11 protein-coding genes are annotated in these 14593 nt (G+C 40.0%); all 11 read right to left on the bottom strand.

Features of this window, described 5'->3' with window-relative positions:
• Positions 1–1308: a DUF2142 domain-containing protein gene (locus HMPREF9378_RS09460; protein WP_002899995.1), complete on the bottom strand. Its 1308-nt coding sequence runs from the start codon at positions 1306–1308 to the stop codon at positions 1–3.
• Complete coding sequence (locus HMPREF9378_RS09465; protein ID WP_002913397.1) at positions 1295–4276, bottom strand: rhamnan synthesis F family protein; 2982 nt, start codon at positions 4274–4276, stop codon at positions 1295–1297. The genes HMPREF9378_RS09460 and HMPREF9378_RS09465 overlap by 14 nt, the downstream gene beginning before the upstream one ends.
• Positions 4277–4300: 24 nt before the next feature.
• Positions 4301–5080 carry a glycosyltransferase family 2 protein gene (locus HMPREF9378_RS09470; RefSeq protein WP_002899990.1) on the bottom strand — a complete coding sequence of 260 codons (780 nt, stop codon included), beginning with the start codon at positions 5078–5080 and terminating at the stop codon, positions 4301–4303.
• Positions 5070–5429 (bottom strand): DUF2304 domain-containing protein, encoded by a 360-nt coding sequence (locus HMPREF9378_RS09475; RefSeq protein ID WP_002899988.1) that lies wholly within the window; start codon positions 5427–5429, stop codon positions 5070–5072. Before HMPREF9378_RS09475 ends, HMPREF9378_RS09470 begins: the two co-directional genes overlap by 11 nt.
• Positions 5429–6145, bottom strand: a complete 717-nt coding sequence (locus HMPREF9378_RS09480; RefSeq protein WP_002899987.1) for a glycosyltransferase family 2 protein — start codon at positions 6143–6145, stop codon at positions 5429–5431. The genes HMPREF9378_RS09475 and HMPREF9378_RS09480 overlap by 1 nt, the downstream gene beginning before the upstream one ends.
• 36 nt (positions 6146–6181) lie before the next feature.
• Positions 6182–7174, bottom strand: a complete 993-nt coding sequence (locus HMPREF9378_RS09485; RefSeq protein WP_002899985.1) for a glycosyltransferase family 8 protein — start codon at positions 7172–7174, stop codon at positions 6182–6184.
• Between the two features lie 6 nt (positions 7175–7180).
• Positions 7181–8509 carry a lipopolysaccharide biosynthesis protein gene (locus HMPREF9378_RS09490; protein ID WP_002899984.1) on the bottom strand — a complete coding sequence of 443 codons (1329 nt, stop codon included), beginning with the start codon at positions 8507–8509 and terminating at the stop codon, positions 7181–7183.
• A 333-nt stretch (positions 8510–8842) separates the two neighbouring features.
• The gene (tuf, locus tag HMPREF9378_RS09495; protein ID WP_002895003.1) at positions 8843–10039 is read right to left on the bottom strand and encodes an elongation factor Tu; all 1197 of its coding nucleotides are present in this window, start codon (positions 10037–10039) and stop codon (positions 8843–8845) included.
• Positions 10040–10161: 122 nt separating this feature from the next.
• Entirely contained in the window at positions 10162–11160 is a 999-nt protein-coding gene (locus tag HMPREF9378_RS09500) for an anti sigma factor C-terminal domain-containing protein (protein ID WP_002899983.1), read from the bottom strand.
• Complete coding sequence (locus tag HMPREF9378_RS09505) at positions 11147–11617, bottom strand: RNA polymerase sigma factor (RefSeq protein WP_002899982.1); 471 nt, start codon at positions 11615–11617, stop codon at positions 11147–11149. Before HMPREF9378_RS09505 ends, HMPREF9378_RS09500 begins: the two co-directional genes overlap by 14 nt.
• A gap of 121 nt (positions 11618–11738) precedes the next feature.
• Complete coding sequence (ppc, locus tag HMPREF9378_RS09510) at positions 11739–14585, bottom strand: phosphoenolpyruvate carboxylase (protein ID WP_002899981.1); 2847 nt, start codon at positions 14583–14585, stop codon at positions 11739–11741.
• Between the last annotated feature and the right edge of the window lie 8 nt (positions 14586–14593).

The following is a 14593-nucleotide window of genomic DNA, read 5'->3' as shown; positions in this document are numbered from 1 at the left end:
TTATCCTAATACATTCCAATAAAAGGGCACCATCAAGTAGAGGGAAACCAAGAAGTTAGCTACCAGAGTCCCAACCATCATTCGATTCACCACTCTGTCTTTAATGTCCAAGGTTCCTAGATTAGCAACAGTTGGTAGCAGTAAAATCAGGAAGGGTGTAAAATAACGTCCCTGAGCACCAACTGATATCATAGCACCTTTACCGAGGACAATGGGCGTCCACTGCAGATACATAATTGACACAACAGCAATCACTTGAACCAGAAACAGATAACGCGACATGACTGTATAACCCTTGGTCATAAAATCTTTCTGCGATTGCAAGAAGATAAGCGCCAAGACTACCACATCGATAAAAATCAACCAAAGCGGCAGCTGGATAGTAAAATTCCCCAAAAAGCCAAACATACCGATTGTCAAAATTGTATTCAAGTCGCCATTAACACTTTGCTTAAAGAGCGTATTCAGCAAGACTTGGCCATAGTGCAATAGCCCTCCCTGATTGCGAAATGCCAGATGCAAGGCAAGAAAGAAAGCTGAAAAGCCAAGTACATAGAAGATAGGGCGATAACGAGCTACAAAAGCTTTGGTTGCAAGAAAAGGCTTGTTCAGAACCGCAAGGAATCCTTCAAACTCAAAGTCAACAAAAGGCAGCAAGCCTAATAAAAGGACATTATTCGGTTTGGTGACAAAGAGTCCTATAGAAATCACCAAAAGCTCCAGTACATTTCTATTAGTGAACTTCTTATGGTAGGCAATATTGGTCAAAAAGCCAACCGCCAGCATAATCTCCAGATAGCTCATCACATCATAAGAGAGAGAAGCTGCCTGCTGGACCATAATAGGCAAAAGAGATAGGAAAAGTAGAGCTTTTTTGCCATATTTGAAATATTTAATCAGCAGATAAACCCCGATGATGTATGCTAAGGCATTAAAGAACCGCCCCATCATCACGATGAAGCCTACTGACGGATAAAGCAAGCTTCCTAAGGTCATACCTAGCAGCTGAGGCAGGAAAGAGACAGCCTTGAGATTAAAGCCAAAGGCAAACTCTTCTTGCGCCAAATCTATCTTCTCTGAGAACAGCTGCTTGTACTCTGCCGGCGAAACATTCGGAGTAGATGGGATTTTGTCCATCCATTTATATGTTCGATTGGTCGGTTTATGGAAGATTTCCCATGTCATACGAGCATGATTGGTCTCATCAGGCACCCGATTAATCGGCTGTGCAATCATAAAAGTCAAGACAAATACACTTGCCAGTAACAAGAAAATATTCTCGACTTTGACTTCTTTATTTCTTTTCAAAATAAGTCACCATTTCATCTTTTTTATCTAAACTGCAATTTTCTAATACAAAAGCGTAGGCATTCTCCGCCAGTTCTCTACGTAAATCCGCAGAAAGAATCAGGCTTTCTAGCTTTTCTTTCCATTCACTATCTTTAGCCAAAAGTCCCGTCTGACCGTCAATCACCATGTCCGCAAAGGCCCCGATATGACTGGCAATCGTTGGTACCTTTACTAGAGCTGCTTCTATCCACTTGATTTCTGACTTGGCCCGATTAAAGACTGAGTCAACCAACGGAGCTAGATTAATATCAACCTGACTAATCAACTGAGGCAAGGCCTTCCAGTCCACATACTCATGGACGATAATACGCCGCGAATATTGTTTCATATCCTGCGGGATATCTAAGTGCCCTACAATATGAAGCTCCACGGTTGGGTAGTTGTCCAGCACTTCTTTGATAGCTGGCTTGATGAGCTCAAAATTCTCATTGTGGCTGATGGAGCCAGAGAAATAACCGATTTTGATTCTGTCGTCTACACCAAAGTCTTCCTTCAAGAACTGCGAGCTAACCGCAATCAATTCGCTGGACGCCAGATTACGATTCAGCAGAACTGTATCCTTGTATTTGAACAATTCCTCTTTTAGCTGATTCGTAGAGGTAATCGCCCCATCACAAGCCGCCAACATTTTCCCGTAATTCTTGACACCAGCATCGTAATTGCCCTTTTCCTTCTCAGACAAGCCTTGAGTATAGCTTAGCTGGTCGGTATAAAGGGTATCAAAGACCAAATCATCAATATCAAAATAAACTGGCTTATGCTCCTCCCGAGCCAAATCACATAAAAGCTGGAGTTGAGCGGACCAAGGAGCGCGGTAGATAATGATGTGGCTGGCATACTGGGCTTGAGTCAGACTAAACTCAGACGCATTGACCGCTTTTACTGCAAAGCCATTCTTTCTAAGCTGCTCTGCCTTATTGAGTACACGGTAGCGCGTACACTGCGGAATGATATTCTCTACACCGTCAATGATGAGGATATATTGATCACGAGGCACATCTTTGAATTTTTGAACAATGTTCTCAAGAATTTCTACTGGGTAGTCTGTCTTCTCCCGAACATAGTCCAATACATCAGGAACCTCTGACTCTCTTTCCAGACCCTGCCATAAAAACTGCTGATCATCATAATTCTTCAAAGAAGTATACTTAATCAGAGGACTGCCCGCCTTTAACATCCTTAATGGATGAATATACATAGCAGAATCCTGATTTTCGTGAACCAAGGCATCGTAACGATAGCCCAAGTCAGCAAAGTACTTGGTAAAAGTCGTTTCATGCTTTCCGATTGCTTCTTCCCTTGAATCCGTATCAGTCAGCACTTGCCAATAGTCGTAGAATTCTTCGGACTGAAGCAGCAAAGGCTCAATCACCAAAAAATAAGACTGTAGATGATTGGGAATGTAACCATAGCGGTTAAATCCAGTGATATCTTCCTGGGTCTCACCATAGGAAATTCCCCAAAAGTCAAGATTTCTGCCTGCCATAGTTTGAAAGACAGCCGCCAAATCACTCATAGGTCCGATATTGGTGTCATTGACGAGCATCAGCTGAGAACAATGTTGCAGCTTTTCCTTTCCTAAGGAAAGAATGCCTTCACGAAAAGCTGCCGTATCATAACCACTATTATCCCGCACCAAGACTTGCCCATAATGCTCTATAGTTTCTAAATCCTCTGCAGCCAGTCCACCATTAACGACGATGAGAGTCTTATCAGCCAACGCTGCTAACTTTTCTAAAAAGATAAGTTTGTACTGCTGTAAGCGTGGCTCGGATTCAAAAATGACATAGACTAAGACTTTTTCGCCGCTTGAAACTGAAGCAAGAGCTTTTTCCCTTTGAGAGTTCCGCAGCCATTGATAATAATAAACCTTAGGAGACTTAACTTGGCGTTTCAAACGAACCAGCTGTTGCTTAATCCGACTTAAAACAGCTTTGATACTGCGAGGATTTTTGACTAATCGAGCCAGACGTTTCAATGGCGTAATCACACCATTCCCCAGGCGATAGGAAATAGAGCGTCGAATACGAAACTGCTCCTGAATAGCATCATCCCGCTGTTCCTTTATCGTTCTCAGTCTGGATTTCAAGGAGTCTAGATTTTTATGTAACTGCCGCTGATCCTCCTGCAGTTCAAGAACATAGTCGTTCACTTTATCCATATGCTGAATCAGTTCATCCAAACGACCTTCCAGTGTGAATATGTTTTTGCCCAGAGCTTGATATATTTCATCTGGTATCTGTTTTACATACTTACGCAGAATTTTCAGATACATTTCGTAATGATATCTCGTAGAATCCCGTTTAGAGATTGATTCCTTATCAAAGACCCGGTAATTCAGCTTTGTTTTTGAATCATAAACTGGTCTCGCTCCTTGATTGATAATTAAGTTTAAAAGGAAATCATAGTCCTCCAGTTTTTCACGATTCAGCGCTTCATCATAATAAATACCATCAGCAACCGAACGACGAATGAGGGAACAGTTGGAAATATAATTCTCTGTTAAGAAAGCTAGCTTGTCAAATGGCCGTGATTTAAGGTAAAACTCCTTTTTATCAGGATCATACAAATCCCCATAGACAATATCTGCTTCCTCTTGCACCATGGTTGTGTAGAAGCTCTCAATATAGTCTGAATCCAGAAAATCGTCACTATCCACAAAAATAAAATAAGTGCCTTGAATTTGCTGCAAAGCCTTGTTTCTTGTCTTGACAACCCCCATGTTTTCATGGCTTTCAAACCGCGTCGGAAAAGGGGAATCCACCAAGACAGACTCTATGATTTCAGCAGAATGGTCAGAGGAGCCATCATCCAATACCAGTAACTCAATATTTCGATAGGTCTGAGCAAAAATACTGCGCAAACACTGTTCAATGTAATCTTGATGGTTGTAACAAGTTACAACAACAGATATTAAATCTTTCATATACTTTCCTTGTAAATAACTCTATTAGTTTGAGTTAGCATCTTGACTCTTCATGTATGCTTTATTTATCAGATTAGCCACCCACTTTGGCCAGAAAAGCTGATACATAAACAAGTCCTCTTTGGTTCGAGTATTATCTGAAATGGTCTTGGTTGTTTCCGACTCTCCATGAATCCGGTGGCACATAAGCTTCTCAGAAATATAAGCAAAGCGACCCTTATAGGCGCTAATCTTGTACCAAGCGTACCAATCCAGACTCACGCGCATTTCCTCATCAAATCGAAAATCCCTTAATGCCTCTAAATTGTATGTCACCGCCGGACAGGAAATGGGATTGCCAAAAGCTAGAACCCGATTTCTCCAAAAACGACTGGATGGCATCAGATTTAAGGTTTTAAGCATGAGAGTCTTGATTTTCAGATTGGTATTAGCCGGAATTTTGACTCCATTTTTCTCTTCAAAGTAGTCTGTATAGGCAATGAGAATATCCTTAGACTGCTCTATCTTCTGCATCACTGCTTCTAAATAAGTTGGCTCATAGTAGTCATCCTGATGAGCAATGGTAGCATAAGAAGTCTCAACAAAGGTAAGGGCATTATTCCAGTCCTTACCGATACCACCGCCTTCTTTCGTGTAAAAAGGAATACCGTACTTCTGGCACAGCTGCTTAATTGAACCCAACGGTGTTGAGCTATAGCAGATAATCTTTGATTGCAAGGTTTGAGCCTGCAAAGACAAGATACAAGCTTCTAAAAATTCGCTTTCGCCATAGGCGCAAATCACCCAGGTATGGTTATTTTTCATCTTTTTCACTCTCTAACTTGGACATTCTTTGCTTCATGATGGACAGTTCTTGCACCAACTGCTTGATTTGCTCCTTTTGTTTGGAAATGGAAATAGTATGTAAAAAAACAATAACCAGCAGGAAAAAGATAGCCACGGACATGACAAAATTTGAGGTCAACTCAAAGCCTAACAATTTGGCAATCGAAACGGGAATCCAATCAAAAACAGAAATAACAATCAGTACAAAGCCAATAATAATCCACATAAAGGCTTGCTCAAACAAAATATTGTTTTGATTGATATTCCGAAAGACAAAATACAGGAATAGGACTGAAGCCACTAGCATAACAATAGACAAAATGGACATTATTCACTCTCTTTCATAAAAGCAGCAATCAAGATCGAAGAGCAAACTTCAATCATATAACGAATGGACTTAATCGGAGTGATCGAAGAGACTCCTCCTGCACGTTCAAACATATTGGCTGGTGCTTCCAGCACTTTATATTTCCGCTTCAAGATATGGACGATTGATTCTGGCTCAGGATACTTGATAGGATAGCGCGCAGCGAATTGTCTAATAATGTCTCGATTAGCCAATCGATAGCCCGATGTGGTATCCAGAATCCTTTTGCCTGTTGTTAATTTAATAAAAGCTGAAATAATGGTAATGCCAAAACGCCGCATAAAAGTCGTCTGAAACTCCGAAGACTTGTCACCGATAAAACGAGAACCAACAACCAAATCCGCCTGCTGACGGCGAATAGGCTCCAGCAAAGCATCCAGCGACTCAATATCATGCTGACCATCTCCATCAAACTGTACGGCCACATCATAATCCTTCTCAAGAGCATACTTATAACCCGTCTGAACAGCTCCGCCAATCCCTAAATTCATAACCAAATGAATAGCATTCAGATGATGGCTGTCCAAAATATCCTTGGTTCTATCAACTGACCCATCATTGATAACTACGTAGTCTAAGTCAAAATCAACTTTCTTCCGATATTCTACAATGCTCATAACCGTATTTAAAATACTTTCTTCCTCATTATAAGCAGGAATTATCATTAAAACTTTCATTAATTTAATCTATTCTTTCTATAACATGTCATCACATTATTTTTTGTTTTTCTGTAACTGTTTTTTTCTATATTTCATAAAGCTCGGGATTAGGGAATTGATAATCTTATATCTTAGCATTGGAAAAGGCTTCATAACAATATTAAAGATTCTAAAACAAACAAAATACAGCTGCCAACCTTCTTCCATTGGTGTATCCTTCCATGGAGTTTTGTGGAGATAATGGAGATACTCCTTTTTAAATCTATGTGTATTCCCCTTCCGCCAAGGTCTCTCTTCACCAAGATAGTGAATAATTGTAGGTGCTTTCCGAAAATGATTAAAATCTTCCTGTGATATAAACTTAGTTGGCTTACTTAATTCACTCAACGTTTTATAAGGATAAACATCATAAATATTAAAATAATTAAAGGAAATTGGCAAAGTAAAAATTTGCTCTTTCAAGGCTCCATTTAAGGCATCTTGGTCTGGTGCGAATAGCTTTCCTTCGTGAAATTGGTAAAATTCTATAACCTTTTTACCAATCTCTTCCTTACGCCATTTTTTTAGATCAATCAATAGGACACCCGAATTATGATAGGGGTGCTCTTTCAAAGCTAGAAATTCCTTTCTTGACTTATCCACAGTTGGTTCGGGACACATACCTATTACCTTATCTCCCAAGTCGCTATAAAAAAGTGAACCTATATCTTCTAGAACTAGTGTATCTCCATCGAGATATAAGATCCTATCAACTTCTTGTGGAAGAAGTTTGTCTAAAAAAAGACGTGCCAAAATAATTGAAGACCAACCGTTTGTATCAAAATCAAAGTCAATATAGTCTGCGATATTATTTATAGAAATAATACAAACTTTTCTATCGTAACTTTTAGCGAATCCTTTTAATTTGTCTTGATTCTCTTGGTTTATCCTCTCGCCAATTAAATATACTGTAATATTCTCTGCAGATTTATTATTCTCAAATATAGAACACATACAGGTTGCAACTTGAGGTACAAACGCATCATTTAATGTAAATAAGATATTCATAGAATTCTACTTCTTTCTTTTTTCCTGATTTTTAGCAACGCCATAAATAATCAGACTTGTTGCATAAAAGACGCACATGGAGATTAAAAAGGAATTAGCAGCTCCCAGCAATTTTTGATCGCGAATAAATGGTAAAGTAATAAATTTTGAAACAGCAAATGTCAATAAATAGGCTATCATCAGATAATGCTGTTTTCTAAAGATGGTCATAATGATATCAACCACTAGAGCAAAAACATTCAAAATACCGCCTATAAGTAATATTGTGAAAGGAAGTTTATACTCCTGTAATTGGATACCATAGACAGCACTAAGAACTTCTGTACCAATCAGATAACCCAAAATAACAATAACGAGTCCTAAAACAGTCATTACTAGATTTAGAGTATTGACCTGTTTGAAAAATAGTGTAAATTTCTTTTCATTCCAATAAATGGAAAGCTGTGTAGTCAACGGTCTCAGGACAAAGAATAAAAGGGATAGAACAAAGACAGGCATGAATAGAACATTAAAATCTCTTTGAATCCCAGATGGAAAATAGCCATTTGTCAAAAGGTAGTCAATATCAATTTTGGGCTCGTTATAGATATACGTTAGCAAAAATCCATTTAAAAACAAAGGGAAACTATTTTTCAAAATAGAATACACATTTTTTCTGTCATCATGGAGTTTAGGAGAAAACTTTTCCTGAGAAAAATATAATCTACAGTTTCTGAAATCTAAGGGGAAGGTCAGAATAAAATTCGCACAGCAAATAACAATACTAGCTACCATCAATGATTTTGTAAGCAACAGGACTATCGCAAATATTAACATGCAAATCCAGCTCCTATAGAATTGCACCTTTCCAGCTAAGTCTGATCTATTTTTTTGCTGAAATAATCCTTGAAAAACATCTGAATATGCATCTATAGCCCGATAAAGAACAAGCAATAAAATAATACTAGATTTGTAAATATCATACCCTTGCCATAGAGTATAGATAAACGATGTAAAAATCATCAAAAAGACCGTAAAAAGTCTCGTGTTATGATAAGAAGCAAATTGGTATCTTTCTTTTACATCCGTAGATTGCAGATTTCTAACTTGAAAATAACCTAGAACAAAAAACTGCTGACCAAGAGCATAGGCAATACTAAAAATATCAGAATCTCTTGAATCTAGAAATCTAGAAGCTAGTAGAAGCAAGACGACTGATATCAATGAAGATGAGACTGTCCCCAACATGTTCCATATATAGTTATTTTTCAGTCCTTCTTTTGAGATTATTTTTTCTATTTCTTTATTACCGTCATTATTTTTAGCATAAGGTGATGATCCTGATTTTGAGGGCATTTTTCTTCTCCAAATGTATTCTATTTCTTATTATACTATACTTTCAGTGAAAAGTGAAAATCCTTCCTGAAAGAATCTCTCTTTTAAATGATACTTTCTTCCCCAACCTAATTAAAAAGGGGAAAACTTCTATCAAGCTTATATCTATACTTCTTCTTTTTCCGTTTCCTAAATCATCTTCAAGTTACTTCCGAAAAACCTAGCTCTATAATCTGGTTATTTCCAATCACCTTCTATTCTTCCTTATTTTTTAAAACAATTACAATATTAAAAAACCCCGTTTTCACGGGGTTTAGTGTCTGACTATAATTGTTATCTGGGAACGGAATCGAATTAAGCTTCGATTTCTGTAACCATACCTGAACCAACGGTACGTCCACCTTCACGGATAGAGAAAGTAGTACCTTGTTCAACAGCGATTGGGTGGATCAACTCAACGTCGATTGTTACGTTATCACCAGGCATTACCATTTCAGTACCTGCTGGAAGTTCGATTGAACCTGTAACGTCAGTTGTACGGAAGTAGAACTGTGGACGGTAGTTGTTGAAGAATGGAGTGTGACGTCCGCCTTCTTCTTTAGTAAGGATATAAACTTCACCCTTGAATTTAGTGTGTGGGTTGATTGAACCTGGTTTAGCGATAACTTGTCCACGTTCGATTTCATCACGTTGGATACCACGGAGAAGCACACCTACGTTGTCCCCTGCAAGACCTTCGTCAAGCTGTTTACGGAACATTTCAACACCAGTAACAACTGCTTTTTGGATTTCTTCTTTGATACCAACGATTTCGATTTCGTCGTTGACTTTAACGATACCACGGTCGATACGTCCTGAAGCAACTGTACCACGACCAGTGATTGAGAATACGTCTTCGACTGGAAGAAGCAATGGCTTGTCAGTATCGCGTTCTGGTTCTGGGATGTACTCATCAACAGTGTCCATCAATTCCATGATGATGTCTTCATATTTAGAGTCACCTTCAAGAGCTTTAAGAGCTGAACCTTGGATAACTGGAAGATCGTCACCTGGGAAGTCGTATTCTGACAAGAGGTCACGGATTTCCATTTCAACCAATTCAAGCAATTCTTCATCGTCAACCAAGTCAACTTTGTTCATGAAGACGATCAAGTGTTTAACACCAACCTGACGTGAAAGCAAGATGTGCTCACGAGTTTGTGGCATTGGTCCGTCAGTTGAAGCTACTACAAGGATAGCTCCGTCCATTTGAGCGGCACCAGTGATCATGTTTTTAACGTAGTCCGCGTGTCCTGGAGCGTCGATGTGAGCGTAGTGACGCTTAGCAGTTTCATACTCAACGTGCGCAGTGTTGATAGTGATTCCGCGTTCGCGTTCTTCTGGAGCAGCATCGATAGACGCATAGTCTTTAGGTTGGTTAACTGCTGAAGGCAAGCGACGTGCCAATACAGTTGTGATAGCTGCTGTCAAAGTAGTTTTACCGTGGTCAACGTGTCCGATAGTACCAATGTTAACGTGTGGTTTACTACGATCGTATTTTTCTTTTGCCATTTGAGTAAAAGCCTCCAATAAAATATATTTTATAGATAGACAGTAGGCAATACAGTCTAACTTTCCTTACTATTTTATCAAATTTAAATGAAAATGCAAGTCTTTTAGCACTTTTTTGTGAATTATTCCTTGTCTAATTTGTAGTAAGGTTGATTTTGAATAGAGGCTCCAATACTAGAAGCATGGTTCCATTCTTTACCTTCTAGTTGGGCGAAATTTTCGGATTTTCCAGTAAGGATGACACCTGAAAACGTCAATTGATCTCGATTCTTTTCCTCGCGAATATCTAACCGACCAAATTTCTTGAGATAGGACTCAACATCATTGTACATGTTGTACTTGTTGACAGTTGGGAAAAGGTTTTTATCGGCCTTTTTCAAATAGTCTAAGAAAGTCTGTTGCTCTTGCTTAGCCTCTTCGCTCTCTTTTTTGCCGTCCGACGGATAGGGATTAAGCAGCGTACTATTAGCTCCATAAGTCGTCTGAGGATCGGTGCGCAATGCCATACCATTTTCACCATCTTCTGACTGACTGCCAATCCAGTACCAGTTAATCTTGAGGTTGCTCGGTATCATCTGCTGGATTTCCTTATAAGTGTAAGGTTTATCAAAAGTCAGAGCTATTTCTACCAATTGATTCGGCATTTCTTTGACAGATACAAGTTCCTGAGGTGCTGGATCTGAAGACTTCGTCTGTTTGGCATTGACATTGTAAAAGACCGGATATTTCTGACGAAGCTCTCGCGTATAGGTCCCTGAGGTAGAGGAATAAGTCGCCTCTGACGTCGGATTTTTATAAGAACCTGTTAGTGAATAGTTCCCCTCATAGGCTGGATAATCCACCATCACTCCATCAAGGTCTTTAAAACGATCAGAACGTAATGTTCCCGAAAGATAAGAGGTCGGATTGTAGTATAGACTGTCATAGTCAACATTAGGATAGGCGATTTCGGACATAACTTCATACTGTTTCTGCAAGTCTCGTCCGTTACCAGAGGCTAATTCTGCCAGCCCCTTTCCTAGAAGACCTAAGAGAACTAAAGATACAAAGGAACTAATGACGACTGTCTTCCAGAGTCTCTTTCTCCTACTTTTCTTTGCAATAATTTTAAATGTTTCCATTTCGATATCCTTTCTTTTCCAGCTCCTTTCGGAGTTTAGCACGACTGCGCATCAGCTGAATCTTGACCTTGCTCACTGAGTAAGACATAATTTGGGCAATCTCCTTGACCGTGAAATCTTGAAAATAATAGAGTTCTAAAAGCGTGGCTTCCTTGAGCGGCAGAGCTTCTATCATACTTCTTAGCAGCTCATAATCTTCATTTTCAAAGGGATTGACAAGATCTTTTCCAAAAAATTCTTTTCGCAAAATCTCCAAATAATGCTTATCTCTCCTATATCTGTCGATATAGCGCCGGATGGAAACTCGATACATCCAAGCTCGCATCTTTTCCGCCGGAATAATAACTTCTGTTTCCAACATCTTGACAAAAACGTCCTGAACTACATCTTCTGCTTCCACTTTAGAAGCCCCTGACTTCTGCAGATAGGAGACAATCTCGCGAGCAAAGCCTATCAAGATTGTTTCATATTCATCTAGTTTGATAAGCTCACCCCCTCCTTCACTAGTATAACGAATTAAGTAGCCCTTTGGTTACAAAAATAGAAAAAACCGGAACAATTCCGATTTTCTCTTTGTATTAGCCAGAGTTTCGCAGACCAGTCGCAATACCGTTGATGGTGATGTGAATCAGTTTTTCTTGATCTGGTGTAAGCTGGCCGTTTCGCTGACGCTTGATTAGTTCTAGTTGAATATAATTCAAAACATTAAAGTAAGGCATGCGGTAGTGCAAGCTATCCCTCAGATAAGTGTTTTCTGCTAAGAGCTCATCGTGCCCTTCAATCTCTAGAATGACATCCTTAGTCAGCTGCCACTCATCCAAGATAATATTGAAAATATCTCGCACATTCTGATCTTCACAAAGCTGCGCATACTCAAAAGCGATATTCATATTTGACTTAGACAGAACCATGTCTACATTTGATAAGAGTGACTTGAAGAAAGGCCATCTCTTATACATAAATTGCAGGAAGGCTAGATTGTTTTCTGGGTCTTCATCAATGAATTCCTTGAAACTTGAACCAACACCATACCAACCTGGGAACATAACCCGACTTTGAGACCATGAGAAGACCCATGGAATAGCTCTGAGACCACCGATTTCAGTGATGGTTTTACGGGCAGCTGGACGAGAACCGATATTAAAGCTAGAGATAGCCTTGATCGGGCTGGATTCAAAGAAATAATCGTAAAAACGCTCGTCGCCAAAGACCAAATCACGGTAAATCTGATAACTGCGATTGACTACTTGGTCCATGATTCGCTCATATTTATCAGAAGTATGGCTATCGCTCTTCTTATGAGTTACCATGCGGTTAATGGCAGCAGACACCAGCATTTCCAAGTTATAGTAGGCTGCGTCTTTGTTTCCATATTTATTACCAATGACTTCCCCTTGCTCAGTCAGACGGATCCGGTCATTGATACTGCGGAGTGGCTGAGAAGTAATAGCTTCATAGGTTGGGCCGCCACCACGTCCCACCGTACCTCCCCGGCCATGGAAGAAGGTGATTTTTACACCAAACTTATCACCAATAGCTGTCAGCTGCTGCTGAGCCTTGTAGAGAGTCCAGCAAGAAGATAGGTAACCACCGTCCTTATTACTGTCTGAATAGCCCAGCATAATTTCCTGGTAATTATCCTTAGAGGCAATCCACTTCTGCGCAATTGGCAGAGACAGGTATTTCTCCATAGTATCGCAGGAATTGTCCAAATCCTCAATGGTTTCAAAGAGCGGAACAATCTGGACACGAGCCCCATTTTCATCAATCAGCCCCACTTCCTTAAGCATAATAGCCAACTCAAGTAAATCTGATACACTGGTCGAGTGAGAAATAATATTTTGCTTAATCACTTCCTCACCAATGGCATCTTTTAGCTGACGGGCTGTTTTGAAAATCTCCAGTTCTTTTTGCAGGAGTTCAGACTTAGGCTCGTGAGTAGCTGATAGGATACGAGGATCTTCAAGCAGCTGCTTGAGCAGTACTTGGCACTTCTCTTCCTCAGACAGACTACTATAATCTTGAACAATATTAGCTGAAGCCAAGAGCTCAGCCACACAGGCCTCATGAACGCTGGAATCCTGCCGCATATCAATGCTGGCCAAGAAGAAGCCAAAAACATCAACCGCTTGGAGAAGTTCAGTCAAGTCCCCATTTACCAAGGCTTCGCCATGATGTTCGATAAGAGAATCATAAATGACCTGCAAGTCTTCCTTGAATTCCTGAGCTGTTTTGTAAGAAGGTGTCTCTTCTTTCTTCAGCTCTGTCAGGGTCTCGCTGATACGAGACTGGATATAGTTAGGAATGATTTCTCTTCCTTTATTGCTGACAGAAAGATTGGCCTTCGCAGACAATTTTTCCTCAGCTCGGTCAGTCAATCGCTGACCGTCACTTGAAAAGTTGCCTTCTTTTAGATAAAGTAAGGTTTGAATCAGCTTGGACTGGATATAGTGGAAAGCTCGGCGGTAAGGCTCATTTTCCCGATAAACAGACTTGTCAGTAGACAGTGCTGCCATTTCTGCTACTGCCTGACTTGTTTCTGAGAGATTGGTCGAGAGCGAGAAGGTGCGATAGAGTGTATAAACCTTGTCAATGTAATAGTTGAGGATGACTTCACTCTGGAGGGTAGCTGATAGTTTGAGGGTTTCTGCGGTTACAAAAGGATTGCCATCTCGGTCTCCACCAATCCACATTCCCATGGTAATAGGCTTAGGATTATCCAGCTTGATGCCCCGCTCTTCCGCCAAGCGTCTGTATTCGACCATAAAGTTAGTGATCGCTTGTAGGAAAGAGCTGTTGTAGTACTCCATGACATTGGTAATCTCATTGGTCACTTTCAGCTTCTTCTCACGGATCATATCTGTCTGCATCATGAGCTCAATATAACGGCGGAGATTTCCGAGCCACTTCTTCTCATTTACCAGGCCAGCCTTAACATCACGATGCTGACGCAGTAAACTATGAATATGATTGGTTAAGTCCAGAATAGTCTTGCGCTGGACCTGGGTCGGGTGAGCTGTCAGTACTGGCACAACATTCAGATTTTCCAGAATCTCCTGAGCATTTTCCCGCGTTGAAATCAAGTCAATAGTTGTTGACAGTTTCCCAAGATAATCTTGATTGATATTGTTCTGATGGTTGATTTCATAAGCTAAGTCAACATCTTCTGAGATATTAATCAAAAGCGGCAAAATAGAGAAATAACGAGAAATATAAACCATTTCATCCGTCGTCAGTTCTTCTACAATCGCTTTTAGCTCATGATACTTGGAGTTGACAGCCAACTCTTCCATGAGGGAGATTTTTTCAAAGGTCTCAGGGTTGAGAAGATTCCGAGTAATGTCGGCAAGCAAGTCTGTCAAAATGGCGACTTCTTCTCGAATCACTTCTTTATTGCTGTAGCTTTCTAATTTGTTAAATGACATAATCAGCA

Origin of the sequence: Streptococcus sanguinis SK1 = NCTC 7863 (genome assembly GCF_000194945.1) — a bacterium.
Classification (GTDB): Bacteria; Bacillota; Bacilli; order Lactobacillales; family Streptococcaceae; genus Streptococcus; species Streptococcus sanguinis.
Note: the sequence above shows the minus strand (reverse complement) of the source record. Positions and strands in the feature narration are given on the sequence as shown.

What these genes read in the sequence shown, in the direction of transcription:
- HMPREF9378_RS09470 (WP_002899990.1), bottom strand. Translation starts at nt 5,080, where the DNA reads ATGAAAAATAACCATACCTGGGTGATTTGCGCCTATGGCGAAAGCGAA.
- HMPREF9378_RS09475 (WP_002899988.1), bottom strand. Translation starts at nt 5,429, where the DNA reads ATGTCCATTTTGTCTATTGTTATGCTAGTGGCTTCAGTCCTATTCCTG.
- HMPREF9378_RS09485 (WP_002899985.1), bottom strand. Translation starts at nt 7,174, where the DNA reads ATGAATATCTTATTTACATTAAATGATGCGTTTGTACCTCAAGTTGCA.
- HMPREF9378_RS09465 (WP_002913397.1), bottom strand. Translation starts at nt 4,276, where the DNA reads ATGAAAGATTTAATATCTGTTGTTGTAACTTGTTACAACCATCAAGAT.
- HMPREF9378_RS09490 (WP_002899984.1), bottom strand. Translation starts at nt 8,509, where the DNA reads ATGCCCTCAAAATCAGGATCATCACCTTATGCTAAAAATAATGACGGT.
- ppc (WP_002899981.1), bottom strand. Translation starts at nt 14,585, where the DNA reads ATGTCATTTAACAAATTAGAAAGCTACAGCAATAAAGAAGTGATTCGA.
- HMPREF9378_RS09480 (WP_002899987.1), bottom strand. Translation starts at nt 6,145, where the DNA reads ATGAAAGTTTTAATGATAATTCCTGCTTATAATGAGGAAGAAAGTATT.
- HMPREF9378_RS09500 (WP_002899983.1), bottom strand. Translation starts at nt 11,160, where the DNA reads ATGGAAACATTTAAAATTATTGCAAAGAAAAGTAGGAGAAAGAGACTC.
- tuf (WP_002895003.1), bottom strand. Translation starts at nt 10,039, where the DNA reads ATGGCAAAAGAAAAATACGATCGTAGTAAACCACACGTTAACATTGGT.